27 protein-coding genes and 1 pseudogene are annotated in these 24,245 nt (G+C 53.8%); 3 read left to right on the forward strand and 25 right to left on the reverse strand.

Features of this window, described 5'->3' with window-relative positions; genetic code table 11:
* Positions 1–3: 3 nt before the first annotated feature.
* The 3 genes from QOY30_RS14585 to flgB are packed head-to-tail and all read right to left on the reverse strand — an operon-like array spanning position 4 to position 1,493.
* Complete coding sequence (locus QOY30_RS14585) at positions 4–666, reverse strand: flagellar hook assembly protein FlgD (protein WP_283745346.1); 663 nt, start codon at positions 664–666, stop codon at positions 4–6.
* A 12-nt stretch (positions 667–678) separates the two neighbouring features.
* Positions 679–1,083: a flagellar basal body rod protein FlgC gene (gene flgC / locus QOY30_RS14590; RefSeq protein ID WP_283745347.1), complete on the reverse strand. Its 405-nt coding sequence runs from the start codon at positions 1,081–1,083 to the stop codon at positions 679–681.
* Positions 1,084–1,088: 5 nt separating this feature from the next.
* Positions 1,089–1,493 carry a flagellar basal body rod protein FlgB gene (gene flgB / locus QOY30_RS14595; protein WP_283745348.1) on the reverse strand — a complete coding sequence of 135 codons (405 nt, stop codon included), beginning with the start codon at positions 1,491–1,493 and terminating at the stop codon, positions 1,089–1,091.
* 177 nt (positions 1,494–1,670) lie between these two features.
* Here flgB and flgA point away from each other — a divergent pair, with 177 nt between their 5' ends.
* From flgA to QOY30_RS14610, 3 genes are all read left to right on the forward strand, one after another.
* Positions 1,671–2,354, forward strand: a complete 684-nt coding sequence (flgA, locus tag QOY30_RS14600; RefSeq protein WP_283745349.1) for a flagellar basal body P-ring formation chaperone FlgA — start codon at positions 1,671–1,673, stop codon at positions 2,352–2,354.
* A gap of 97 nt (positions 2,355–2,451) precedes the next feature.
* Positions 2,452–2,766, forward strand: coding sequence for a flagellar biosynthesis anti-sigma factor FlgM (flgM, locus tag QOY30_RS14605; protein ID WP_283745350.1), 315 nt, complete (start codon positions 2,452–2,454; stop codon positions 2,764–2,766).
* Entirely contained in the window at positions 2,763–3,236 is a 474-nt protein-coding gene (locus QOY30_RS14610) for a flagella synthesis protein FlgN (protein ID WP_283745351.1), read from the forward strand. Before flgM ends, QOY30_RS14610 begins: the two co-directional genes overlap by 4 nt.
* A 254-nt stretch (positions 3,237–3,490) precedes the next feature.
* Here QOY30_RS14610 and QOY30_RS14615 read toward each other — a convergent pair whose 3' ends face one another.
* The 22 genes and pseudogenes from QOY30_RS14615 to cheY all read right to left on the reverse strand — a co-directional run bounded on the left by QOY30_RS14615 (position 3,491) and on the right by cheY (position 24,239).
* Positions 3,491–5,107 (reverse strand): tetratricopeptide repeat protein, encoded by a 1,617-nt coding sequence (locus tag QOY30_RS14615; protein ID WP_283745352.1) that lies wholly within the window; start codon positions 5,105–5,107, stop codon positions 3,491–3,493.
* A gap of 126 nt (positions 5,108–5,233) precedes the next feature.
* Positions 5,234–5,515: a hypothetical protein gene (locus tag QOY30_RS14620; protein WP_283745353.1), complete on the reverse strand. Its 282-nt coding sequence runs from the start codon at positions 5,513–5,515 to the stop codon at positions 5,234–5,236.
* Between the two features lie 309 nt (positions 5,516–5,824).
* Positions 5,825–6,166, reverse strand: a complete 342-nt coding sequence (locus QOY30_RS14625; protein ID WP_283745354.1) for a hypothetical protein — start codon at positions 6,164–6,166, stop codon at positions 5,825–5,827.
* Positions 6,167–6,512: 346 nt separating this feature from the next.
* Positions 6,513–7,289 (reverse strand): MORN repeat-containing protein, encoded by a 777-nt coding sequence (locus QOY30_RS14630; protein WP_283745355.1) that lies wholly within the window; start codon positions 7,287–7,289, stop codon positions 6,513–6,515.
* Positions 7,290–7,369: 80 nt separating this feature from the next.
* Positions 7,370–7,858, reverse strand: a complete 489-nt coding sequence (locus QOY30_RS14635) for a hypothetical protein (protein WP_283745356.1) — start codon at positions 7,856–7,858, stop codon at positions 7,370–7,372.
* Positions 7,851–8,060, reverse strand: coding sequence for a hypothetical protein (locus QOY30_RS14640; protein ID WP_283745357.1), 210 nt, complete (start codon positions 8,058–8,060; stop codon positions 7,851–7,853). Before QOY30_RS14640 ends, QOY30_RS14635 begins: the two co-directional genes overlap by 8 nt.
* Before the next feature lie 889 nt (positions 8,061–8,949).
* Entirely contained in the window at positions 8,950–9,423 is a 474-nt protein-coding gene (locus QOY30_RS14645) for a hypothetical protein (RefSeq protein ID WP_283745358.1), read from the reverse strand.
* Between the two features lie 220 nt (positions 9,424–9,643).
* On the reverse strand, positions 9,644–10,105 hold the full coding sequence (locus QOY30_RS14650; protein ID WP_283745359.1) for a hypothetical protein: 462 nt from the start codon (positions 10,103–10,105) through the stop codon (positions 9,644–9,646).
* A gap of 183 nt (positions 10,106–10,288) precedes the next feature.
* Entirely contained in the window at positions 10,289–10,897 is a 609-nt protein-coding gene (locus tag QOY30_RS14655) for an HD-GYP domain-containing protein (protein ID WP_283745360.1), read from the reverse strand.
* 209 nt (positions 10,898–11,106) lie between these two features.
* Positions 11,107–11,295 (reverse strand): annotated as a pseudogene (locus tag QOY30_RS18155) (hypothetical protein); the annotation flags it as partial.
* A gap of 177 nt (positions 11,296–11,472) precedes the next feature.
* On the reverse strand, positions 11,473–12,252 hold the full coding sequence (gene motD / locus QOY30_RS14660; RefSeq protein WP_283745361.1) for a flagellar motor protein MotD: 780 nt from the start codon (positions 12,250–12,252) through the stop codon (positions 11,473–11,475).
* Complete coding sequence (locus tag QOY30_RS14665) at positions 12,252–13,001, reverse strand: flagellar motor protein (protein WP_283745362.1); 750 nt, start codon at positions 12,999–13,001, stop codon at positions 12,252–12,254. The genes motD and QOY30_RS14665 overlap by 1 nt, the downstream gene beginning before the upstream one ends.
* Before the next feature lie 144 nt (positions 13,002–13,145).
* Positions 13,146–13,856, reverse strand: a complete 711-nt coding sequence (locus tag QOY30_RS14670) for an RNA polymerase sigma factor FliA (RefSeq protein ID WP_283746076.1) — start codon at positions 13,854–13,856, stop codon at positions 13,146–13,148.
* Positions 13,857–13,885: 29 nt separating this feature from the next.
* Positions 13,886–14,821 (reverse strand): MinD/ParA family ATP-binding protein, encoded by a 936-nt coding sequence (locus QOY30_RS14675; protein ID WP_283745363.1) that lies wholly within the window; start codon positions 14,819–14,821, stop codon positions 13,886–13,888.
* Position 14,822: 1 nt separating this feature from the next.
* The gene (gene flhF, locus QOY30_RS14680) at positions 14,823–16,148 is read right to left on the reverse strand and encodes a flagellar biosynthesis GTPase FlhF (RefSeq protein WP_283745364.1); all 1,326 of its coding nucleotides are present in this window, start codon (positions 16,146–16,148) and stop codon (positions 14,823–14,825) included.
* A complete protein-coding gene (flhA, locus tag QOY30_RS14685) occupies positions 16,145–18,229 on the reverse strand; it encodes a flagellar biosynthesis protein FlhA (RefSeq protein WP_283745365.1) in 2,085 nt (694 codons plus the stop codon). Before flhA ends, flhF begins: the two co-directional genes overlap by 4 nt.
* A gap of 133 nt (positions 18,230–18,362) precedes the next feature.
* Complete coding sequence (gene flhB / locus QOY30_RS14690) at positions 18,363–19,508, reverse strand: flagellar biosynthesis protein FlhB (RefSeq protein ID WP_283745366.1); 1,146 nt, start codon at positions 19,506–19,508, stop codon at positions 18,363–18,365.
* 76 nt (positions 19,509–19,584) lie between these two features.
* The gene (locus QOY30_RS14695; RefSeq protein ID WP_502958694.1) at positions 19,585–20,166 is read right to left on the reverse strand and encodes a CheB methylesterase domain-containing protein; all 582 of its coding nucleotides are present in this window, start codon (positions 20,164–20,166) and stop codon (positions 19,585–19,587) included.
* Entirely contained in the window at positions 20,163–21,005 is an 843-nt protein-coding gene (locus QOY30_RS14700; RefSeq protein WP_283745367.1) for a CheR family methyltransferase, read from the reverse strand. The genes QOY30_RS14695 and QOY30_RS14700 overlap by 4 nt, the downstream gene beginning before the upstream one ends.
* 33 nt (positions 21,006–21,038) lie before the next feature.
* Positions 21,039–22,901 carry a chemotaxis protein CheA gene (locus tag QOY30_RS14705; protein ID WP_283745368.1) on the reverse strand — a complete coding sequence of 621 codons (1,863 nt, stop codon included), beginning with the start codon at positions 22,899–22,901 and terminating at the stop codon, positions 21,039–21,041.
* A gap of 190 nt (positions 22,902–23,091) precedes the next feature.
* The gene (gene cheZ, locus QOY30_RS14710) at positions 23,092–23,832 is read right to left on the reverse strand and encodes a protein phosphatase CheZ (protein WP_283745369.1); all 741 of its coding nucleotides are present in this window, start codon (positions 23,830–23,832) and stop codon (positions 23,092–23,094) included.
* 8 nt (positions 23,833–23,840) lie between these two features.
* Positions 23,841–24,239, reverse strand: coding sequence for a chemotaxis response regulator CheY (gene cheY / locus QOY30_RS14715; RefSeq protein WP_283745370.1), 399 nt, complete (start codon positions 24,237–24,239; stop codon positions 23,841–23,843).
* Between the last annotated feature and the right edge of the window lie 6 nt (positions 24,240–24,245).

Here is a 24,245-nt window from a genome sequence, read left to right on the forward strand (position 1 = left end):
TCATCACAAAACCTGCCGTACCGCGCTCAGTGCCACATCGCCGAGCGTGCCCATGCCCAATGTCGGCCCGCTTGAAGTCAGCGCCACGCTGTTCACCATCCCGTAAGACAGCGTCGTCGGGCTGCTGTTGCTGGTACCAAGCACCGCCTTGGCGCTGAATTGATAAGTACCGTCCGTCACTGTTGCGCCGGTATTGTCCTTGCCATCCCACTGGAAGTTGACCACACCGGCCGCACTTTGCGACCCGAGTTGCATGGTGCGCACGACATTGCCCTTGGTATCGGCGATCGTCACCGTGACCTGGTCGGCAGGCTGGGTCAATTCCACCGCCGCATTGGATTGCCCGCTCGCCAGCGCGATCTGGTTGCCCGGCACCAGCGCCGCGTGCCCGATCATGGAAGTCGCCTGCAAGGATTGTGACGTCGTCATGCTGGTACTCAGCGCCTGCACGGTTGCATTCAATTGGTTGATGCCGCTCACCGTGGAAAGCTGCGCCATCTGCGACGTGACTTGCGAGTTGTCCATCGGATTCAGCGGATCCTGGTTCTGCAACTGCGTCACCAGCAGCGTCAGGAACCGGTCCTGAGTGGCGGCCAGCTGCGAACTTGCCACAGCAGTCGCCGCTGCAGTAGTCGATGAAGTACTGCTCTGCACGGAAGTGGTCATGATCTATCTCCTTTATTGCCCGAGAGTGAGTGTTTTAATCAACAGGGTTTTGGATGTATTCATCACATCCACGTTGTTCTGGTAAGAACGGGAAGCCGAGATCATGTTCACCATCTCGTCAACCGGATTTACATTGGGCATGGTCACGTAGCCCTGCGCGTCCGCCATCGGATGTTTGGGGTCATACACCACTTTCATCGGCGAATTGTCTTCCACCACCGCCGCGACCTTAACACCCTCCCCCGGCTGGCCGACCGTCGGCACGGTGGAAAATACAACCTGTTTGGCCCTGTAGGGCTTGCCGTCCGGTCCGGTGGCGCTGTCGACGTTGGCAAGGTTGCTCGCCACCACGTTGAGCCGTTGCGACTGCGCTGTCATGGCCGAACCGGCGATATTGAAGATATTGAATAGAGACATGATCGTTATCCTTGCAGGGCGGCCAACACGTTTTTGACATCGTTGCTGACGAACGTCAGGCTGGCCTCGTAACGCAAGGCGTTGTCGGCAAATTGCGATCTTTCCACGTCCATATCAACAGTATTCCCATCGGCACTAGGTTGCAACGGCTTACGATACAGCACCGGCGCCCCCATCACGCTTTCGCCGGACGCACCCGCCAGATGCTGCGGCGAAGTCGCCGCCACGGGCAATTTCTGTCCGTTGCCCGATAATGCCCCCTGCAATGCACTGGCAAAGTCGATGTCCCTCGCCTTATAGTTCGGCGTATCCGCATTGGCGATATTGGACGCGATCAATTCCTGGCGCGTAGCGCGCAAATTCAGCGCTGACTGCTGGAATTGCAACATCTGGTCTATTCTGCCACTCATCTCGCCCTCCTGTCTGTCTGTTCCCGCACCTGCAACTCACCGCCCCCGGTGGCAGCCGCTACTTCTTTCATGGTTCGCATACTAATCAGGGCATGTCATCCCCTATTTGACGATTAGGGGTAGAAAGCCGTTCTATTTCCCGCTTTAAAAATCCGCCTCCGGTTCCACAATATGGCCATGAAAAACCTGTGCTTAGTATTGATTGCGACCTTTATTTGCTCCCCGACCGCTTGGGCCGCAGACAAGCAGAGCCATGCCGCAATACGCGAGGCCGCCCTGGCCTATGCACAGGCACAGACCCATGCATTGCCGGGCAAGGTCGGCATCACGATCGACGACATCGATGCACGCACTGTCCTGCCGGCGTGCGGCACGCTTGAGGCCTTTCTGCCCGCCGGATCGCAGTTGATGGGCAAAACCAGCATCGGCGTGCGCTGCAACGACAAGCCCGGCTGGTCGATCTTTCTCCAGGCCAACATCAAGGTCAGCGTCGACAGGCTGGTCGCCAATCGCCCTCTGGCCCAGAACACGGTGTTGAGCGCGAACGACTTCAGCATGCAAAACGGCGAACTGGGACAACCCGGCATCCTTACCGATCCGGCACAGGCCATCGGCAAAACGCTCAAGTTTGGTATCGGTGCAGGGCAGGTGCTGCGGCAAGACATGCTGCGCGCGCAGTTCGTTGTGGTCCAGGGAAATACGACCGAAATAAGGGTGCGCAGCGAAGGGTTTTCCGTTCGCTCGTCCGGACAAGCACTGAATAACGCCACAGCAGGACAGATCGTGCAGGTGCGGATGTCTTCCGGCCAGGTTCTGAGTGGTGCAGCGGGGGCAGACGGCACCGTGGAAGTGCGTCCATGAAGCAGCTATAATCTGCAGTAGCCGTAAAGTATCCTAAAGTTTATCGATCATCTGCCGATGTAATGCTTAACCGAGTCAGTGAAAAGGGAATTACCCCATGAAGATCGAAAAAACCAGCAAACCGCTCCCCCCCAGCACGGCAGGGGAAACGAGTTCGCGCAACTCAGCAACGAAAGCAACAGGCAGCCAGACTCCCGCCGAAACAAGCGGGACCAGCGTACATCTGGGCTCCACCACCGCGCAGCTGCGCAGCTTGGAGGGCAGCATCGCCGGTACCCCGCTGGTGGACGTGAAAAAGGTCGCAGAAATCAAACAGGCTATTAGCGAAGGGCGCTTCAAAGTCAACTCCGGCGTCGTTGCCGATCGCTTGATCAACTCCGTGCAAGATCTCATCACCGCGAGCAAACGTTGACCGCAAAACCCGCGAACGCCCTGACGACAGAGTTTCTGTCCAACCTGAACGACGAATGCGCCGCCTTGCGCGCATTCGTCGTTTTGCTTGAAAACGAACAACGTATCCTGCTCGGTCAGCACACTGAAGAACTGTTGCCACTCGCAGAAGCCAAAATACAACTCACCAACAAGATCGCCGCGCTTTCCGCAGCCCGTCAGCGATACCTGCCGGAAGGCACGAGCAATATGGCGGAGTGGCTGAAGCGCAATATCCCGCTGGGATTGCCGGCATGGCAGGAAGCCCGCCAACTGGCGGCACATGTGCAACGCCTCAACCAGACCAACGGTGAAATGATCCAGATCAAGCTGCGCTACAACCAGCAGGCACTCGGCGTGCTGTATGGCGCGGCACAGAGCACCGCCGGACTATACGGCGCGGACGGCCAACCCAATCTGCCCAGCGGCAGCCGGACGCTTGGCAGCGTCTGAACAAACCTCATTACTGCTCTACCCCGATACCGATTTATTCCACCTGGGATCAACCTGATGACCCAGGCATCTGTCTTCAAAACGGCTGAAATACGCCCGAGATGAGACATTCAAAATAGGTGGATTGATTAGGTTCGAACGACGCTTCCTAACCCCAAGCGGACAGATAGACGTGTAATTTCGCTGCCACAAAGCGGACGCATGTTGATTACAGCTCCGTTCTATTTTGAGACATTAGCAATTTTCCAAAGCTGTCATTCTAAATTTACGGATTTAGACTTTCTTTCAGTTACATCTTCTACTAACTTGCCTGTACCTGTTTTGAATACTCTGGTCACTTGAGTAGAAGGATAGGCAAAACCATCTTGATCCAAGTATTCGGCGGATTCAACCACCAATTTATTTATGGCAAATGCCTTTACTACACCACCATATGGCATTTCAAACTGTTCACTGAAAATCCATTGGTCTGAATGTTTAACAAACAATGCCACTGCGCAAAGAGTGTGAGGAAATCTGTTCTCATCTTCACCTCTCATCTCTGTTAATTCTTTATCGTTACAATAATATTCCACTCGCTGAGAATTGTCGGTGTTGTAAAACGGTTGTGTCAATGTAATCCATTTGTCGTTCGCAAAATATTCAGAAAATGATCTCGCAGAATCGGACTCGTAGTCTCCGTGAACGCGGGGAATCAATGTCAGAATCAGTTTGTCATTATCAAGTTCGGCAATCGGTTCCTTGTTGCCTCGAAGGGGGCCAACTTCAATCGGAAAACCAAGCTTGATAAAAATACGCTCATCTTTATTCATTGTTGCTTGAATATCATAGTGAGATGCCGCAACGAATTCTGGATGCGTTAGTAATTGAGCTGTTCCAGTAGGCTGAATGAGAAGAACAGACATCTGGGAGGCCGGTGTTGCAGATCCACCAGGATTGCTTTCAACAAGCAATACATCCGAATCACTGCGTTGAAAATACTCTTCTATTGACACATACATGCCTGGCTCATGGTAAGCAAACGCACCATTTAGCATGATGGTTGAGGCAGGAAGTATATCTGTTTGAATAAGTAAAGCGTTTCCAAACCGAGTCTTCTGTATTGATTGAATAGAAAATATTCGTTTGTCGGAAGTATTCATATCGTTGGAGAATTCGATATTCTTGTAAAGCTCCTCTGCTTGTTCCGCTATGCTTTTACTACCCCATTCTGTTGAGTGCTTGCTCCATGAATGTGGATCGCCCGGGTTAGATTTGACTGCTAACTTGTAGTCTTCGATAGCTCTTGTATAGTCCCCTTTTAGTTTCCAGGCTAATCCTCTGTTATACAAAGCACGGGCTCTCCCTGGAATTACATCTTTAGCATCTTCATCACTCATACCGGTTATCGATATGTGACTATTAGAAGCCAATGCAATAGCTTTTGTAGAGTCAGCTATACAGAGATCAAGCTTTCCCATCACCCCAAAGACACTACCTCTTTTGGTAAATGCCTCATGATTGTCTGGTGATTGCTCAATCACATTAGAGTAATCGCTTATCGCATCCTTAAAATCCCCGCCCCCTTGTTGGGCCTCTCCATGCAACAGAAGTGCAGTGGAATTGTTGGGAAGTAATGCCAAGGCTTTACTGCTGTCATCCAATGCGGATGCAAAATTACCTTTTCTTATATATGCCCCTGCTCGATTGACGTATGCGCCAGCTAAATATTGGCCCGTAATTCCGGACTGAATCTGCTTTGTGCATTCAGAGATTTGATAATCGACACCCCCATCTCCACCTTCGTACTCACAAAGATCATCTGCAAAAGTGACTAATGGGAAAACGATTGCTAGGGCGGCGGAAAAGGCTAGAAAGGTCTTACTTGTCATATTCAATATTTGGGTATCAAAAGGTCTTGTGAATTGCCTGCCACAAAGCAGACACTAGCAAAGGGCAGCTTGTGGCCGACAAGAGCCTGTTTTCCATCAGATACACCAACGACTCCTTGCCTACCATTAAGAGACACTCACACTTTTCTTGATCAGGAAGATCGATATGCCAATAAATACCCAGAACAACACGCCAACTAGAGTTCCCATATCGCCGTTAAGTACGATTTTCCCATCTATATCTCGTATGTAACCTTTCTGCCGTGGTATGTTCACATCACCCTTTGTGATTCGCTCCACACGAACCTGCCCCAGAGTCAGAACAGGTACAACCAAACGGCCAGTCATATAGCCAGCAATTTCGCCAATTGGCTGAAGAATGAATTCACCGATTATTGAACCTGGCATTAATGCTCCCTATCGTTTTTTTGTTCGATTGCTACAGGATCTTTCTTCTTGGTTGCAGCATAAAGACTGATGGCAAGCCCAATCGCTATTATGAAGCCCCCCACCAAGGTTCGGAAAGGAGCCCGATAGCTCCGATAATAACAAGTGCTGGGCCGCCAATCTTGGCTGGTAATTTTTTCAATTGGTGTAACCAAGCTAATGACATATTAGGCCGATAAAACCTTCGATTTAAGAACACTTGTGAACGTCAGCCCCAGTGGCCGATAGTGTGAAATCATTCTTTAATACTCCAGCGTCCGCTTTGCAATTCTATTTCAGACCCTGATTTGTAGATTCCACTTTCGGATTATTTATTTTTACAGCAGTTATAAAACTTACTATTGCAGTGAAAATAAAAGCAACGCCCTCCCAAAGTAATATCGTTGCAAAATTTTCACCATCTTTAACATTTCCTTGTGCAATTAGAAGTACGGCGCCCTTATTTATAGTTGGGCAATCTACAGATTGCATTGAGTTTTGTAATTGCACAAATTTAGCCTGTTGAGTCGGAATTCGTTCGTCAAATTTTAATGACCAATACAAATTACCCCCACCTGCAATAAATAGAAACAGCACTGGTAGATGTGACGCATTAAAATATTTATTTTTCATGTTGCCCCTTACTCATTGCTCCAACTCATAATTGGGGAAATCGGCGACCGTCCGATTGTGGCCGATTGTGTTGAAAAACTCTTTTCCGGGGTACCTTGAAAAACTTCTAGCCTCGTAGGGCGCTTCAAATATTTTCGACGCGGGTGGGTACCCTAGCCACACTTAAACTCAACCATGAACCAATAAGCTGCATCACTACGGACAAGCAAGTGCGATTTACAGATGCTGCTGCAATTCGCAAAATTTCGAGGGATGCGAAAAAAAAGTTTTTCAACACAATCGTCCGATACCGGCCCCGTGTTAATCATCATACCCAACGGCTACTGTTCTACCCAAAGCGGCCCCTTTAATTCTCACTGCCTTTTGAAGAAATTAACTTCCCATTTTCCCACGTGCCCTCAAATCGCTTCCCTTTACTATCAATATATACTCCATATCCATTGTAAGTACCATTTTTAAAATGGCCTCTATAAACACCGATACTATCCGATGTAACAACACCCTCGCCATTCCACTTGCCATTTTCAAAGTCACCATCATATTTAGCACCGTTGTCAAAGGTGAATACTCCTTTTCCGTGATAGCTTCCTTTTAGAAATTGCCCTGTATATACGCCCACACCAGGTATTGTAAGTTTTCCGCTTCCTTGAGGCAGCCCAATAACAAAATCACCCTCATATGTTTTGCCATCGGGATAATGCAAATGACCTTTACCTTGATAATATCCTCCCTGGAAATCCCCGATGTATTTTCCTCCGTTAGTGGTGGTTAATTCCCCTCTGCCGCTAATCTGCCCATCTTCAAAATTTCCTACATATATATCGCCGCCTCGGAACTTATATGTTCCTGCACCGTTATCTAAGCCATTTTTGAACATTCCTTCGTAAGTATCGCCATTCGCATCAATCAGTTTCCCTTGCCCAGACATCAGGCCACTTTTAAAAAAGCCTTCGTATCTTTTTCCATTCGCCCACTTCAATTCTCCTTTACCTTCAAATAACCCATTCTTGCTTTCACCTGTGTATCGAGATCCGTCAGGTAAAGAGACGTCAGATATATATTCAGCAGAGCATGCTAATGGGATTAAGGCCAATGTCAGAATCATTAACAAGTTATATTTCATTGTTTGATATCTTTCTGTCCAACTGACTAATACCGGTTTCTGCCTTGCAAGTGCTATAACTGCGAATGTCCGCTATTTTTCTAACGTTCTGCCTTTTGGACATTCATAGAATTAAGAAACATCTTTTTTGCATAATTCAGATAGCCATCGCTGCATGTACCTTGATATTCAAGCCAATGGATTGTGTTATCCGTTATTACAATACTGCCTGAAATGATGACACTACCAGCAGAAACGGCAGCTGCGACTGCGATTATGCCGGCTAGGAAAGCTGCACACGACGAGCCTTGGCAATTCCCCATGTTACCAACCACATTAGGCGTACGTGACTCCATATCGAATGTCTCCAGTTTGTCGAGTGACATGCTATGGGTAACTGTTTTGCATGTGGCCGATTCGGCGTCGTGATTAGAAACTGGCACATAAACACATGCAGTCAAAATAAATAGCAGTAATGCAGATGCTGTTATCTTAAGTTTTGTCATAGACTGAAGTATTTGGTGAACTTCTCCATTGGCGGAAATTTGCCCTATGCTCAACATACCTGCATACGTCCGGTTCTCATCCATTTGCAGCCGTAGGACTTTCGGTAAAGCCCTTCGGGTACTGTCTGATAACTTTCAGAACATAGTCGGCGATTTCATCAGGGAGAAAATGCCTAACCTCTGAAAAATCTGAATCTACTTGTTTGGCATCGAATAGCCCGTCCGCAACTAAAATAGGGGTTTCCTTATGCTTCCCAAGAATCTGCTCTCCATCGTCAACTGCCATGTGCTGAAACCCAACCGAATTACTCCATCTTAAAGATCGCTCTTTACCATTCTTGTCGTAGCACAGCTCAAAACCAAGAAATGTTTCGTCATCAGATAGCCAGACAATGTTCCGCTATTGGCCGGAATGGTCTGTTTATCTCTGCTACCGCCGCCGTCTCTTCCCATCATATAAGAGACATAGCGGCTCTTAGAAACACGTCGTTCAATGATTATCAGCAGTATCTGAATTTTCTTTTAGTCCTGCTTAACAGCAAACGAATTGGTTCTAAAGTATTTCCAACATAGCCATCCTTCAAGAAGAATGCATACAGCTAGTACTTCAATTAGATCTATGAAGCCTGATCTCAATTTGGTAGAAAACTCAATAAAGGATTCACGCATTTTCCCTATCTGGAAAAGCAAGTTTGCCTGAGCTGATGCAGTTAGACTCTCATGACCACTTTGAATTGCATTCAATAGTCTTTGATATTCAGCCATCTCAGCTGTGGTCGGGACTTGAATTGATTGAATTAATACAACAAGCAACAGGCCCGCAATTATCAGGACTTGAAAGAAAAACACAACGAACCAGATTAGCCTATCAGTTTTCATATTTCTTTACTCTCAACTTTCAAAACGGAGAATACTCGTAGCTGTCCAGCGGCCGAGTTATGCCCTCTGAACTTCATATCTAAGAACGTCTGCTTCTCCACCGGAAACAAACCTTGATAAGAAGTTAGTGTACTGCACGTCTCATCCATTTATTAACAAACCTAAGTGCATTATCTAAAACATCTTCGAGGGCAGATATTAGGAACACACCAACCTGCGCTGCCAGAAGCTGAGAAAGAAACGTTACCCTTCCCATCTTGGCTTTACCAGTATCTATGAACCCCCAAAGCTATCACTCAATGTGCAACCGAAGAGGAACCATGTTTGAATGCCGGATTAGGAGTGCTCCACATCTTGTCGATTCGGTTGCCATATATTTGACGAACACAAGCCTCGTCAGGGGATCCAATCGGATTGTCGAAGAGGACAACAAATCCTACCGGATAATGATCTGCCGGTGGTGACGGATAAGTCTGTCCAACGACCCCGTTAACAAAACACTGATATTCGGCTTTGCGTGGATAGGTCATGTACTGTTCTATGACACCGCTCTTCGAGACGATGGCGATGGCCATGAACATGCTCTTCCCGCTTTTTCTTGCCTCAGCTTGGCACTTCTCCATTAGTTTAATGAAGAAAGAGTTGTGCGCTTCGAGCATTGGGTGGGCGTAACTCTTTCCCTCCTTCGTCTTCTCCAAGCGTTCGCTCTCAATGTACAAATTATTCCATCGGGTGAGATACTGGTAGTCAACATCGCCAGGATCGCCCATGCGAACGCTGCATGACTCTGCTTCAGCGAATCCCGACTCCAAGACCAGGAGTGAAGCAACTAGAACGAATGTGATCAAATGGCGCATGTACGCTACCTAGTTTTGCCTATTTGTCGCCGTAAAGCGGATATGCATGGATGTCCCCTGTTGCCGAGCTCGGCTTGTTTGCCTTCACATTTACGAATGGCTGCTCTTGGTCTGCATAGCCGCCTAGCCCATATCATTTAAGGAACAATGGCGAATTGACATAAAAATACAAAAACTGCCATTGACCAGCCAATTGAATTAGACGTATCGATATCTGTGCTTCTCCATTTTCATATTTTGCGGTGGCTGAGTAAGAGGCGGTTACTGCTTTACCATGTTGGGTAGTGTAGGAAACATTGGAGTCACCTTTTACGTCACCAAAACTTCTTAAAGCACCTAGCTTTGAAAGCATCAGAAATAACTGGTCAAGCTGCTCAGGTTTTTCGTTAACAATTTTTAGTAGCTGCGGTGATGATCTTTTTAGCAATTCATCCTTCGACCACGAGGAAATGATCGGTGGAACATTTGCTTCGATATATGCCTTGCTCGATGCGTCAAGGTCTTTTCCTTGATAGGCGGCGTATCCAATGAAGCCGCCTACTACAAGAATAGAAAGTAAGAAAATGCCGCCGACAATTGAAAGAAATTTCTTCATTCAGAACCTCTTCGGTTGGTAGATATAAAGGGCTAACTCAAAATTTGAGGACGGCCTCGAACGGCGGCTTTTGGCCGCACAGCGACCGTTGTTGCACTTAACAGCTACAGACCGCTGTTCCATCCTTTTGAGACGTTCAGACTTCCTGATAACAGACGCCCGTCAGACTCAGAATTCCAAATGCTAATTGGAGGCCGCCTTAAATTTGCTGGATTCGATGATTTTGCAAAAAATCTGCATCAGGTTCGGGTCGTGCTTTACCCCTCTTTCAGACTCCAGGATAGACATGATGTCCGAATGCGTTCTTGCTTTATGGTATGACCTTGTTACGGCCATCGCATCGTAACTATCTGCGATTGAGATAATGCGAGAACAAATTGGAATAGCTTCTCCACTCAGTTCATCTGGGTAGCCCATGCCATTGTAGTATTCATGGTGGTGTCGAATTACCTTAGCAGCGCGAGGCGAATCTTCGATTTCGAGCGCCGACATGATATTTTCACCAATCGCTGAGTGCTCTTTCATCTTCTCCCACTCTGCAGCGTCATGTTTCGAAGGCTTAAGTAGAATAGCGTCAGGAATCCCAATCTTGCCAATATCGTGAAACAAGGCAGAAATTTTAAGAATAGCCAAGTCCTTCTTGGCCAACCCAAGAGCCGCAGCCATTTCCCCGGCAAGACCAAACACGCGATCAGAATGAAGGCGGGTTAATAGATCACGATGCCCCAGAGCAACTGCCAAAGCCTTAGTGTAGTTGTAGAGTGCGCTGAAGGTGGTGTCTTCTTGCCCCATTTTGAGAGACCCGTATTGATTATGAAGGATGTATTCTTACATCCATCGTGGCACTTATAAAAACGGATTGCAACCTCAAGAGTCTGCTTTTGGCCGCACAGCGCCCCTTCCCAATCTTAACAGCGAACGGCAACTGTTCTACCCATTCCCGACGGTCGCGCTTCTCGAAAACGGCCGCTCGACCCCTATAGTCACTCTCCGTCCGCACTTTAACGCATCGTTGGCTCGTAGATCACCACCAGGTTTCCTGACTGGAACTTTCTCGTCGAAAGCGGCCGGAGTGAGTGTCGCTCCTTTATGCCATCAAAGACCTTTTTTACGCTGCCGAGCAGGATTGGCGTGATGATGAAGCGTAGCTCATACTGAAGCCCGAGTTCAGGAAAGGATGCGGCAAGCTCACTTCCCCCCCCGGAGCAGACCGTTACCGGGAACTCGTTTCAAGCGCGCCACCTTGCCGGCAATGGAGTCGGTGGCCAGACAGCGTTCAAAAGAAACTCATCGTTGCGATGCGGAATATCGGATTTAAGCCATTCATGGTTCGACAAGCTGACCGCGAACGGATTTGATTTCGGTTCTTATTGTTGATCCGGGGATTGCGGAATCGCCGGGTCCGCTTCCGGCTCAGGCGACAGCACGGTGATGGTCACGCGCCGGTTACGGGCGCGGTTTTCGGGGGTATCGTTCGGCACCACGGGTTGATTGTCGGCCTCGCCTACTGCTTTCAGGCGTTTAGCCAAAATACCCTGATCAATGAACAGACGCACCACGCTACTGGCACGTGCCGAGGACAACTCCCAATTGGACGGATACTTGGCAGTGCTGATGGGCATATTGTCGGTATGCCCTTCCACTTCGATGGCAAAGTCATTGTCCGCCAACACCTTCGCCGCGTCCGCCAATGTTTTCTTCGCTTCCGGTTGTATATCCGCTTCGCCCAGGTTGAACAATGCACTGGCATTGATCTCCAATTCGACACCGCGACCGTTCTGGGAAACGGTCATCTGCCCGTTCTTCACAAACGATGCCATCGCCCCGTTAAGCGTTTGGGCAAGATTTTGCATGCGTTCGTTTTGCTTGCGCTGCTTCTCGGCCAGACGCGCGTTGCGCCTGTCGACCAGTGACTTGAAGAACATCTCGTCTTCCGTCAAATGAACCGCACTGCCTTCGCCGGCTTTGCCGTTGGCACCAAAGGCCTGGTTGACGGAGACGCTGAAGACTTTGTACTTGCCCTCATTCACCGAAGAGATGCCGTACATGACAACGAAGAAAGCGAACAGCAGGGTGATAAAGTCGGCGTAAGAGACCATCCAGCGCTCGTGATTGTCGTGCTCGGCTCTTTTCGGGCGGCGCGCCATCAGGATGCCTCCGGGATATAACCCTTAAGTTTGTTCTCGATGAAGCGCGGATTCTCGGCATTCGCCACCATGCATAGCCCGTCGATCAGCATCTCACGCAAGTTCACCTGCTGCGCGATGATGATCTTCAACTTGCCCGCGATCGGCAGGAACAGCAGGTTGGCAGAACCCACGCCGTAGATGGTTGCGATGAATGCGACCGCGATGCCGGCACCCAGCTTGGCCGGCTCGCCCAGACTCTGCATCACGTGCACCAGTCCCAGTACGGCACCGATGATGCCGATGGTGGGCGCGTAACCCGCTGCCGATTCCCACACACGGGCGGCTTGCCAGCGCAGCGTCTCGTAGCTTTGCAGGTCGATGTCCAGCACCTCGCGTATCTTTTCCGCGCTGTTGCCGTCCACCAGCATCTGCAGTCCCTTGGCGACGAAAGGTTCGTCGATGTTCTTGAGCTGGGCCTCCAGCGCAAGGATGCCATCCTTGCGCGCGATACCGCCCCAGGTGGTGATCTGGTGTGCCAGCTTCTGCGTGTCGATTACCGGCGTGACGAATACCCAGCCTGCCATCTTGATACCGCTCACGAACACATTGAGCGGGTGTTGCAACATCACCGCGCCGATCGTGCCGCCAAACACGATGAAGAATGCAGCCATCTGCATCAAGACATTGATCGACCCGCCTTCCAGCAATTGCCCGCCGATGATCCCGGTTATGGCGACAACCAATCCGAACAGGCTAAGCTTGTCCATAAACCCAGACTCCGTAGTTGAACGGGACGTAGTGTACGTTCATCGCGGTGCAGCGCAAAGCGAGAGTGCGCGGAAAAAGACCCGATATTCTTCTTGTCATCCTGCCTGGTTCTCCTGTGGCGCGGTCAACTGCGGAGCGCGGGCTCAATGCCCCTTCATCGACGTACGCAGGCGCGCCACTGCCTGGCTATGCAGCTGGCACACGCGCGATTCGGAGACGCCCATCACTTCGCCGATCTCGCGCAGGTTCATGTCCTGCTCGTAGTGCATGCCCATCATCATGCGTTCGCGCTCCGGCAAACGTTCTATGGCCTGAACGAGCGCCTCGCGAAAACGCCCGTTCTGCAGCAGTTCCAGCGGGTTGGAATCGGTCGAGAACTCGAATCGCTCGAAGAAATCCTCCTCTCCCTCGCCGTGAAAATCCTCGTAATAGAGCAGTTGAGCGCCGCGCCCTTCCTGCAGCATCTGCTGGTATTCCGGCAAGGTCACGCCCAACTCTTTGGCAATCTCGGACTCGCTGGGTGCCTTGCCCAGCTTCTGCTGCAGGCGGCTGATGGCCGCCTCGATACGGCGCATGTCGCGGCGCAGGCTGCGCGGCAGCCAGTCGGCGCCGCGCAATTCGTCAAGCATCGCACCGCGTATGCGCTGTGCGGCGTAAGTCTCGAACATCGCACCGCGCAATTCGTCGTAGCGGGTTGCAGCGTCGAGCAGCCCCATCATCCCGGCCTGGATGAGGTCATCCACTTCCACACTGCCGGGAAGTTTGAGCATCATGTGATGGGCAATGCGCTTCACCAGAGGCGCATACTCCTTCAGGCATTCTTCCTTGTCAGTCAGTCCATTCGGCGTATACATAGCCTTCGTCTTAAGGTTGCCGGCGATATTCATGTGATCGCCATTGTATTGTTTGCCGGACGCGCCTGGCGCATCAAGCGTTGCATCACGCTGCCCAGTACATCATGCCCTTCATCCGACACCATCGGCGCTCGCAATAATCCTTGCGCGATTTCGCGCATGGCGTAGGACGACTGTGCCGCCGGGAACGCCTCTGTTACCGGACGGCCCAATTGTGTCGCACGTTTGAGCTTTTCATCAACTGGAATATGTCCCAGGTACTCCAAATGTACCTGCAGGTGTTTGCTCGCAACCTGCGCCATATTGTCGAATATCGCCAGCGCTTCGCGTTCGCTGCCCACCTTGTTGACCACGATATCGAATGCCTGCCTGCCATTATGCATCGCCATCTGTTTGAGCAGCGCATAACTTTCCGTGATGCCGCTGGCGGTGGCGTTCAATACCAGCAGCAAGGGCTCGTCGCCGGACAGGCTGGCACAGAACGAATGCCCGGCGCGCGCCGCATCCACCAGCACCACGTCCGCATCTTTCGCTGCGGCACTCAGCGCCTCCAGCAATCGCTCGCGCTGGCTCTCGCCCAGCTTCGGCAGGCCCTGTATCGCCCGCGCCACGGGCAATACATGAACGCCCTGTGAACCTTGAACAAGCACATCCTGCAACGTCTTGTCGCCGTACACCACATGCAATAAATCGAAACGCGCCTTTAGTGCCAGCGTGTTCGCCACATTATCCTGCGACAGGTTCTCGTCCAGCACCAGCACATCCTTGCCGGAATTTCCCAGCACCGCCGCCAGATTCACGACGATACTGGTTGCCCCCAATCCGTCGCGCGCACCGACCACCGTCACCACGCGCGAACTGGAGCGCGCCAGCAGGCGGCGCAACCCGGCAGCTTGGTCAGGGATATAAGATTGCCCTTCTCGTTTGCCTCCTCTCCCGCGGGGGGAGGATTGAGGTGGGGGCATGTCAGATCGCATATTGCCCCCTCATGTTCTGTGCGCTGCCCATGCCGGCCATGAAGGCAGGCAGTTCCGCCTCGTGCATGGCGAACGCCGGGCTCGTCTTGCCTACATCCTTGAAGACGCGATGCAGCAGATATTCCAGGTTCACTTCATGCAGATCTTCAGGCACGCGCTGTCCGCTGGCGATGTAGTGCATGGTCAGTTTGTGGCGCACCACCACATCCAGCACTGTTCCCAGCGTCACCGCCTCGTCCAGCTTGGTCGGGATGCAACCGATCACGCCCGTGCCACCGTACATCTTCACGACATCGTCCAGCGTGCCGCCGGAACTGGTGGCGTTCAGCAGCAGCAGGCGCCGCACGCCCACTGTATCGAACATCTGCGCCTGTTCCGCCACGCGGCTGTCGCGCTGCCCCACACCCATGGTGTCGATCAGCACCAGATGCTTGTGTTTCAGGCCGGACAGGGTGAGTTTCAGATCCTCGGTATCGCGCACGGCATGCACCGATACGCCGAGTATCTTGCCGTAGATCTTCAGTTGCTCATGGGCCCCGATACGGTAGCTGTCGGTAGTCACCAGCGCGACCTTGTCTGCACCGTACCTCACCACGGCGCGTGCCGCCATCTTGGCTGTGGTCGTGGTCTTGCCTACGCCGGTCGGGCCGACCAGCGCATACACGCCGCCGCGTGCCACTACATCTTCCTGTACCGTTGCCACGCGCAGATTGTGCCCAAGGATGCGACGCAGCCAATCCAGGCCGCCGTCGGCCGGAATCTTTTCCAGCAACTGGCGCGACAGCATGGGACTGAAGCCGACGTTGAGCATGTCGCGCAGCAGGCCGCCGCGCACCGGATCGCGCTGCTGCATGTCAGACCAGGAAAGGCGCGCCATCTGTTCCTGCATCATGTTGCGCATGGTCTTGATCTCGGACAGCAGCGTTTGTTGTTCTGCCGTTGTATCCCGGGTTTCGCGCACGGCCACATTCTCGCGCAAGGTGTTTGCTTCCAATACCTTGGCCCCAAGTGCTGCCGCCTGACTAGCACCTTCTGCGGAGAGCCTGCCAGGTACCTGAGCGTTTGCGTTTTCCCTGACTTGTACTTCGCTCCCCGCTCGCAAAGACGACCGGTCCGGACTGCGCTGCTCCGCAGCACTCCTTGCGCTCACTCGAGTCTCGCTCAGGTGCGCCAGTTCAAAACCGGCCACAGCCACGATCTCCACGCCCTCCGGCACTTTCCGGTTGGACAGGATCACGGCATCCTCGCCGAGTTCTATGCGTACCAGCTTCAGTGCGTCACGCGAACTGGCTGCGATGAATTTTCTGGCGTTCATGCTCTACCCCCTACCATGGATGTAAACCGTACCGTTTTGAACCCCGGTACTTCGTCTTGTGAAATCACTCTGAGTTGCGGCAACGAACGCTTCAGGAAGCGCGCCAGCAGATCGCGGATATGTCCTGGCACCAGCAGCACGGCAGGCAAGCCCAGTTGTTCCTGGGTTTGCGTCGCACTGCGCGCCTCGCGCAGCAGCGTATTGGCCAATCCGGGCTCGATGGCCGAGCCGCCTGCCTGCAAGGCTTGCGCCAATACATACTCCAGCTCCTTGTCCATGCCGATGACTTGCAGTTCCTGTGCCGACGGGTAGAACTGCTGCACGATGGCCGCGCCGAGTGCCACGCGCACGAGGCCGGTCAACACGGTTGAATCCTGCGTCTGAGGTGCATGTTCCGCCAGGGTTTCCAGGATGGTGCGCATGTCGCGAATATGCATGCCTTCGTCCAGCAGGTTCTGCATCACTTTTTGTACTGTGGCGAGCGGCAGCAATTTCGGTATCAGGTCTTCGGTCAACTTGGGTGCGATCTTGCCGAGATGGTCCAGCAGTTGCTGCAGTTCCTGGCGGCCCAGCAACTCGGCCGCATGGGTATGGATCAGGTGGCTCATGTGCGTTGCCACCACGGTACCCGCATCCACCACGGTGTAACCCATGACTTGTGCCTGTTCGCGTACGGTGGCATCCACCCAGGTGGCGGGCAAACCGAAAGCAGGATCTTTGGTCGGGGTGCCCGGCAATACGCCATTCACGCTGCCGGGGTTGATTGCGAGAAACATGTTGGGGTATGCCTCGCCGCTGCCGATCTCGGCCCCCTTCAGGGTAATGCGGTAAGCATTGGGACGCAGATCGAGGTTGTCGCGGATATGCACGGCAGGCGGCAGGAATCCCATGTCCTGGGTGAATTTCTTGCGGATGCCCTTGATGCGCCGCAACAGGTCACCGTCCTGCGCCTTGTCCACCAGGGAGATCAGGCGATAACCGACTTCAAGCCCCAGCACATCCACTTGCGCCACATCTTCCCAGCTGGCTTCCGGCGCTTCGGTACTCGGTGCGAGCACCGGATTGGCCATTTCCGTTGCCTTGTCTTCTGCCTGCTTCGTGCGCTGCAACAGGAAAAACGCGAACCAGCCCATCGCGCCCGCCAGCAGCAGGAAGGCGAAATGCGGCATGCCGGGAATCATGCCCAGCATGCCGATGATGGCGGCAGTCAAAATGAGCACTTGCGGGCTGGAGATCAATTGTTTGGCCAACTGCTGGCCGATGTTGTCTTCGCTGGCAACGCGGCTCACCACCATACCTGCAGCAGTGGAGATCACCAGGGCCGGGATCTGGGCTACGAGTCCGTCGCCGATGGTCAGCAGGGTGTAATTCTTGGCTGCAGTTGCCAGGTCCAGATCATGCTGCAGCACGCCGATGACCAGACCGCCCACGATGTTGATGAGCATGATGATGATGCCCGCAACGGCATCGCCGCGCACGAATTTTGAGGCACCGTCCATCGCACCGTAAAATTCCGCTTCCTGCGCGACCTCGGCACGGCGCTTGCGCGCCACATCTTCACCGATCAGGCCTGCATTCAGGTCGGCATCGATCGCCATCTGCTTGCCGGGCATCGCATCCAGGGTAAAACGCGCGCCCACTTCTGCGATACGTCCGGCACCTTTGGTGATGACCACAAAGTTGATCACCACGAGGATGATGAACACTACGATACCCACCGCGTAGTTGCCGCCGACCAGGAAGTGGCCGAACGATTCGATCACCTTGCCTGCGGCATCCGGCCCGGTATGGCCTTGCAGCAGCACCACACGCGTGGATGCCACGTTCAGGGAAAGACGCAGCAGGGTGGAGATCAGCAGCACGGTGGGGAAGACGGCAAAATCCAGCGGTCTGGTGGTGTTCATCGCCACCAGCAGCACCATGATGGCCAGTGCGATGTTGAAAGTGAACAGGATGTCGAGCAGAAACGGCGGCAGCGGCAGCACCATCATCGACAGGATCATCACGATCAGGATGGGGCCCGCGAGGCCGCGGACGCCGCCGCGCATCATGGCGGCCTTCAACGTTTCCAGGATATTCATACGCACCTCTTGAGTTCATTCGCGCAGTCTGTCTAGACCGCTTTTCCTGTGCGTATTATCTGAAACAGCTGTCAAATCGATGACGTGAATAGAGGGGGATTTCAGCGGCAATTCAGGCGTGTCGGCAAAACGCCTATAACGCTGCATTCGCCGGATCGAGGTCTTTCGGTACCGGCAATTCTTGCGGCTCCTGCGGATAGACACCGCCCACTTGTTTGTAGCGGCGCAGTTGATAGACATAGGCCAGTACTTCGGCCACCGCGGTATACAGGGCTTCCGGAATGGCCTGCCCAAGTTCGCAGTGCTTGTGCAGTGCACGCGCCAGGGGCGGTGCTTCGAGTATGGGCACGTTGTTCTCTGTCGCGATTTCCCTGATGCGAGCCGCCATCAGGTGCGAGCCTTTCGCCACTACAACCGGCGCGCGCATCTTGTTATCGCTGTATTTCAGCGCCACGGAGAAGTGTGTCGGGTTGGTCACCACCACGTCGGCGGTCGGAATCTCCGCCATCATGCGGCGCCGTGCCATTTCGCGCTGCATGCTGCGGATACGCTGCTTGACCTGCGGATCACCCTCGGTCTCCTTGGCTTCCTGGCGCACCTCTTCCTTGGTCATTTTCAGTTTCTTGTTGTGCTCATACAACTGGAACGGCACATCCACCGCCACAATCAGCAGCATGCCGCCCATGATGGCCGCAAAGCTGCCCCACACCAGGTTACCCAAATGCGGGATGGCGTGCGCGAGGGGTTCGGTCACCAGCATCAGCACTGCTTCCTTGTTGTGCCAGATCACCCAGGCGCCCACCCCGCCTACCACCACCGACTTGGCGATCGCCTTCGCCAGTTCCATGAGGCTGTTGACGGAGAACATGCGGCCGATGCCGCTGAGCGGATTGAGTTTGCCGAAATTCGGCTGCAGGGGTGCCAGCGTGAACAGCCAGCCGTTCATCAGCAGGGGCGAGAACACCGCAACCAGCAGCATTAGTCCCAGCAGAGGCAGGAAAGCGAGCAATGTCGCCATGCTCAGCTCATGGAGGCGCGGCAACAGTTGTTCGGTATGGAATGCCAGTCCGGTGTCCAGCGTCAGGCCCTCGCGAATTAACGAGATCAGGTGCTGTGAAAGCGCAGAACCCATCAGCCATATGCCGGCGCCGCCCGCCATCAGCACGGCGAAGGTGGAAAGCTCGCGCGAGCGCGCGACCTGGCCTTCTTCGCGCGCCTGGTCCAGGCGCCGCTGCGAGGGCGATTCTGTTTTTTCTAAGTCACTGTCTTCTTCGGCCATGGCACAATCCTTTGCACATGGCTATTATCGGCATCGGAAGGAATTCCAATCCGCTGAACAGCGGGGAAAATATGGCTTATCTAGCCAGAGCAAGCCGCGCCAGCACGCGCTCCGCCATCCTGGGCAAAGGCACGATTTCGTCCACCGCGCCCAACGTGATGGCCTCGCGCGGCATGCCGAACACCACACAACTGGCTTCGTCCTGCGCAAAATTGTAAGCGCCAGCCTGCTTCATCTCCAGCATCGCCGCTGCGCCGTCCTTGCCCATGCCGGTCAGCATCACGCCGATGGCATTTGCCCCCAACAACTTGGCGGCGGATCGAAACAGCACTTCGACCGAAGGGCGATGACGATTCACCGGCGGATCCTGGCTAAGCGCGGTGCGGTATTTCCCGGCGACGCGCTCCAGCAACAAATGGGAATGACCGGGAGCAAGATAGACACGGCCCGCCACAATGTCTTCATGCTGCGCGGCCTCTGTCACCTGCATCGAGCACAACTTGTCCAGACGTTCGGCGAACGATTTGGTGAACAGTTCCGGCATGTGCTGGGAAATAAGGATGGCGGGGCAGCGTTCAGGCATGCCCGACAGGAATACCTTGAGCGCCTCGGTACCCCCGGTGGAAGATCCGACCACAATGATCTTCTCACCCATCATCGCCGCTGGTCCTGTGCAGCCAGTTCGTACACAGTATGTCCGCGCAACTTGAACCATGCACTGGCGTGATAGAAATTCTCCGAATGCCCGGCAAACAGCAGGCCGTCGCTGCGCAATAGCGGGGCGAACTTCCTGAGTATGGAGAGTTGCGTGTCCTTGTCGAAATAGATCATGACATTGCGGCAGAATATGGCATCCAGCGGCGAATGAATCGGCCATGTCATGTCCAGAAGATTGATGCGCCGGAAGTCGATATTCTTCTGCAACTCCGGTTTCACCTGCACGAAACCGGCCTGCTCGCCGGTGCCGCGCACAAAGAAACGTTCGACCTGTTGCGCAGGAAGTCTGGCTACAGCATCGGCCTTGTAGCGTCCAGTACGCGCGGTTTCCAGCACTTTGGTATCCAGGTCGGAAGCGATGATATGGAACGGCCGCTCATACCCTCCCAATGCTTCCACCGCCGTCATCGCCATTGAATAGGCTTCTTCTCCCGTTGAGCATGCCGAACACCACAGTGTCAGCGGCCTCCCCTTGCCCTGTTTGCGCAGATGCTCGGCCAGCAGGGGAAAATGGTGCGGTTCGCGAAAGAACGAAGTGAGGTTGGTCGTGAGGGAGTTGGTGAAGGCTTCCCACTCCGCCGCATCTCCGCGCTGCAGATGATCCAGGTAATCTGAAAAATTCTTGATGCCGGTAGCACGCAGCCGCCGCGCCAAACGGCTATACACCAGTTCCTGCTTGTTCTCTCCCAGAGAGATACCTGCGCGCTCGTGGATCAGCTTGCGGATGCGCTGAAAATCCAAGTCGGTGAAGTTGAATTCACGTGGGTGTGCATTGTTCATGCAGCGATTTTAACCGGTTGTCCGGCCAATATCTCAGGTTCCGCGCACGTCGCTGAGCAATTCCTTGATGTCCAGAATCAGCACGATGTCGCCTTCGCTCGACATGGTGACGCCTGCCACGCCTTTGGGACGGAAGGTATCCAGCGATTTGATCACCACGTCTTCATGGCCGACGAAGCCGTCGGCAGTCAGGATGAAGCTGTTATTGCCGAACTGCATCAGCACGCCGACTTCCGATTTATCGCTGCTGCCCCAGCCTATCAGCTGCGACAGGGGCAACACCGGCAACACCTCCCCGCGCACCACCATGGTTGCCTTGCCGGAGACCTTTTGCAGACCGCCCTGCGTCACCGGCAATATCTCGCGCACCATCGACAACGGCACGGCAAACGACTGGTCGGCCAGCCTCAATACCAGCACCGGCAAAATTGCCAGCGTCAGCGGCAGCGAGATGGAAATGGTCGAACCTTTGCCCGCTTCGGAACTGATGTTGACCGTGCCGTTGAGTTTCTGGATGTTGGTCTTCACCACATCCATGCCTACGCCGCGACCGGACACGCTGGATATCTCGTCCTTGGTCGAAAAACCGGGCAGGAAGATCAATTCCAGGCAGCGGCTTTCGTCCAGGGTGTTCGCAATTTCCGCGGTGATCAGTCCTTTCTCGACCGCCTTGTTGCGTATCACTTCCGGTCGCATGCCCTTGCCGTCATCGGTGATGGTGATGAGAATATGGTCGCCTTCCTGGCGTGCCGAGAGCTCGACGAAGCTCTTTTCCGATTTGCCCGCGGCGACCCGTTCTTCTATCGTTTCCACGCCATGATCCACGGCATTGCGCACCAGGTGCACCAGCGGATCGTTCAAGTCTTCGATCATGGTCTTGTCCATTTCGGTCTCTTCGCCGGTCAGCACCAGTTCGACGTCCTTGCCCAGAGAGCGTGCCAGATCGCGCGCCAGACGCGGATATTTCTTGAACAGGCGACCGATGGGTTGCATGCGCGTCTTCATCACGGCGTTCTGCAGACTGACCACCAGCATGTCGAGCTGGCTGACCGATTGATCCAGTTCGCGCAAAGTATCTGCGTCGTTGTGGCCTTGCAGAATATCGGAACGCAGGTGGGTAAGACGGTTCTTGGTCAAGCCGATCTCGCCGGACAGGTTGAGCACCTGGTCCAGACGGTCGGTATCGACACGGATGGTCGTTTCTTTTGCTTCGGTAGTCGGCACATCTCCGGCACGGCGCCCTACGGTCGTGCCGGGCACATCGGTGGAACGGCGGCCGAAGGCCTTCCTGGTGGATTCTTCCTCGTTGATCGCTTCGGCGATCTTTGCCTCATCGCGCGTCGCGCCGACCTCCTTGACGATGTCGTTACCGCCCGTGATCGCGTTGTACAACGCATCCCAATCCACATTGTCCGTTCCCGCCACTGCAGGGGAAGTTGCAACCGGTGCGGGCGATGTCGCCGCGGCTGGTTTGGCGGCAACCTTGGATATTGCCGCGACCGCCTTGCCACTCAAGGCATCCTTCAAGGCCTGTATCACCACTGCTGGCGCGGCGGCAGGTTGCTGGCTTTGCTGCAAAGCGCTGAACATCGTGCGCACCTCGGCGGTAGCCGCAAAGATCACGTCCATCAATTCGGCAGTCAGCTTCAGTTCGTTGTTACGCAATTTATCGAACAGGTTTTCGGTCAGGTGGCATAACGTCACCAGTTCGGATGCGTTAAGGAAACCCGCACCGCCCTTGATGGTGTGAAAGCCGCGGAATACTTCGTTGAGGAGCGCGGCATCGCCGGGGTTCTTTTCCAGCGTCATCAACTTGCTGTCGACATCGGACAGCATGTCTCCGGCCTCCATCAGAAAATCCTGCAACAACTCTTCCATTCCCACGAAATCGTTCATATCCGTCTCCTTGTCAGGATTCAGGATACGGGAGACAGGATACGGCCAGTCCGCACGCCCCCCTGTATCCTGTCTCCCGCATCCTGATTCCTAAAACCCCAAGCTCTCAAGCAGGTAGCCGTTCCGACATGGCGCGGCGAAGCCGTCTGGTGCGGGAGGAATGGCCGATCTGCTGTCGCTGAACTTCATTTTAAAACCCCAAACTTTCCAGCAGATCGTCCACCTGATCCTGGCTGGTCACCACATCGGAACGCCCCTGCGCATTGATGACCGGGCCGTTCAACAGGCTGTTGTTGATCTCCGCTTTCACCGAAGCCGGCGCGTTTTCCAGCAGCAGCGACAGCAGTTGCTGCTCCATGTTCTGTGTCAGCTCAATGATCTTCTTGATGACCTGGCCGGTCAGGTCCTGGAAGTCCTGCGCCATCATGATCTCGGTCAGCCTGGCATTGGTTGCCCTGGTCTGCCTGGGCGTCTCATGCAGGTAGGCATGGGTCTGGGTGACCAGATCCTTGAACTGTGGAACGTCGAGCTTTTTTTCAAACAGCAGATCCCATTGTTTGGCCAGATGCTGAGCGTCGCTGCCCATCTTTTCTACCACAGGTTGCGCCGCTTCGGTGGCGTTCAGCACGCGCTCGGCAGCTTGCTGGGTCAGCGTGGCCACATAGTTCAAACGATCGCGCGCATCGGGAATGGTCGACGCAGCCTTTTCGATTTCCTTGTTCAAGCCCAGCTCGCGTAGCGTGTCGTGCAAGGCGCGCGCCATGTGTCCGATCTGGTTGATGACCTTGGTCGGGTCGCCATCGCCTGCCGCCGCAGAGGAATTGGCTGCAGTCACTGTTGCCGGTTTGCCTTCATTTGCGTTCGCCGCGATGATGCTGTCGAACAGCGCTTCGAGGTCGTCCGAATCCTGGGTTGCAGTATTGGTAGCCATAACCTGCCTCACTTGTTAAGTTGCGGGAATGCTGCAAATATCTTCTTCAGCTTCTCGTCCAGAGTCACTGCGGTGAACGGTTTCACCACATAGCCGGAAGCCCCTGCCTGTGCTGCCATGATGATGTTCTCCTTCTTCGCTTCCGCCGTCACCATCAATACCGGCAGATGTTTCAGGCTCTCGTCGGCACGAATCGCTCGCAGCAGATCGATGCCGGTCATGTTCGGCATGTTCCAGTCAGACACCACGAAATCGAACGGCTCGCTGCGCAGTTTGTTCAGTGCATCCACACCGTCCTCCGCTTCTTGCACGTTGGCGAAACCGAGCTCCTTGAGGAGATTCCGCACGATGCGGCGCATCGTGGAGAAATCGTCCACCACCAGAAATTTTGTATTTTCTATTCCCATCACCTT

This window comes from Sideroxydans sp. CL21, from assembly GCF_902459525.1.
Lineage (GTDB): Bacteria > Pseudomonadota > Gammaproteobacteria > Burkholderiales > Gallionellaceae > Sideroxyarcus.

Bases quoted from the DNA above. Each gene is read 5' to 3' on its own strand.
- motD (WP_283745361.1), bottom strand. From the start codon at position 12,252: ATGGCGCGCCGCCCGAAAAGAGCCGAGCACGACAATCACGAGCGCTGG.
- QOY30_RS14640 (WP_283745357.1), bottom strand. From the start codon at position 8,060: ATGGCAGTTGACGATGGAGAGCAGATTCTTGGGAAGCATAAGGAAACC.
- flgA (WP_283745349.1), top strand. From the start codon at position 1,671: ATGAAAAACCTGTGCTTAGTATTGATTGCGACCTTTATTTGCTCCCCG.
- QOY30_RS14635 (WP_283745356.1), bottom strand. From the start codon at position 7,858: ATGGATGAGAACCGGACGTATGCAGGTATGTTGAGCATAGGGCAAATT.
- flgB (WP_283745348.1), bottom strand. From the start codon at position 1,493: ATGAGTGGCAGAATAGACCAGATGTTGCAATTCCAGCAGTCAGCGCTG.
- QOY30_RS14585 (WP_283745346.1), bottom strand. From the start codon at position 666: ATGACCACTTCCGTGCAGAGCAGTACTTCATCGACTACTGCAGCGGCG.
- flhA (WP_283745365.1), bottom strand. From the start codon at position 18,229: ATGAATATCCTGGAAACGTTGAAGGCCGCCATGATGCGCGGCGGCGTC.
- flgM (WP_283745350.1), top strand. From the start codon at position 2,452: ATGAAGATCGAAAAAACCAGCAAACCGCTCCCCCCCAGCACGGCAGGG.
- flhB (WP_283745366.1), bottom strand. From the start codon at position 19,508: ATGGCCGAAGAAGACAGTGACTTAGAAAAAACAGAATCGCCCTCGCAG.
- cheZ (WP_283745369.1), bottom strand. From the start codon at position 23,832: ATGGCTACCAATACTGCAACCCAGGATTCGGACGACCTCGAAGCGCTG.
- QOY30_RS14615 (WP_283745352.1), bottom strand. From the start codon at position 5,107: ATGACAAGTAAGACCTTTCTAGCCTTTTCCGCCGCCCTAGCAATCGTT.
- QOY30_RS14665 (WP_283745362.1), bottom strand. From the start codon at position 13,001: ATGGACAAGCTTAGCCTGTTCGGATTGGTTGTCGCCATAACCGGGATC.
- flgC (WP_283745347.1), bottom strand. From the start codon at position 1,083: ATGTCTCTATTCAATATCTTCAATATCGCCGGTTCGGCCATGACAGCG.
- QOY30_RS14630 (WP_283745355.1), bottom strand. From the start codon at position 7,289: ATGAAATATAACTTGTTAATGATTCTGACATTGGCCTTAATCCCATTA.
- QOY30_RS14670 (WP_283746076.1), bottom strand. From the start codon at position 13,856: ATGTATACGCCGAATGGACTGACTGACAAGGAAGAATGCCTGAAGGAG.
- QOY30_RS14700 (WP_283745367.1), bottom strand. From the start codon at position 21,005: ATGAACAATGCACACCCACGTGAATTCAACTTCACCGACTTGGATTTT.
- QOY30_RS14675 (WP_283745363.1), bottom strand. From the start codon at position 14,821: ATGCCCCCACCTCAATCCTCCCCCCGCGGGAGAGGAGGCAAACGAGAA.
- QOY30_RS14650 (WP_283745359.1), bottom strand. From the start codon at position 10,105: ATGAAGAAATTTCTTTCAATTGTCGGCGGCATTTTCTTACTTTCTATT.
- flhF (WP_283745364.1), bottom strand. From the start codon at position 16,148: ATGAACGCCAGAAAATTCATCGCAGCCAGTTCGCGTGACGCACTGAAG.
- QOY30_RS14625 (WP_283745354.1), bottom strand. From the start codon at position 6,166: ATGAAAAATAAATATTTTAATGCGTCACATCTACCAGTGCTGTTTCTA.
- QOY30_RS14620 (WP_283745353.1), bottom strand. From the start codon at position 5,515: ATGCCAGGTTCAATAATCGGTGAATTCATTCTTCAGCCAATTGGCGAA.
- QOY30_RS14655 (WP_283745360.1), bottom strand. From the start codon at position 10,897: ATGGGGCAAGAAGACACCACCTTCAGCGCACTCTACAACTACACTAAG.
- QOY30_RS14705 (WP_283745368.1), bottom strand. From the start codon at position 22,901: ATGAACGATTTCGTGGGAATGGAAGAGTTGTTGCAGGATTTTCTGATG.
- cheY (WP_283745370.1), bottom strand. From the start codon at position 24,239: ATGGGAATAGAAAATACAAAATTTCTGGTGGTGGACGATTTCTCCACG.
- QOY30_RS14695 (WP_502958694.1), bottom strand. From the start codon at position 20,166: ATGATGGGTGAGAAGATCATTGTGGTCGGATCTTCCACCGGGGGTACC.
- QOY30_RS14645 (WP_283745358.1), bottom strand. From the start codon at position 9,423: ATGGGCGATCCTGGCGATGTTGACTACCAGTATCTCACCCGATGGAAT.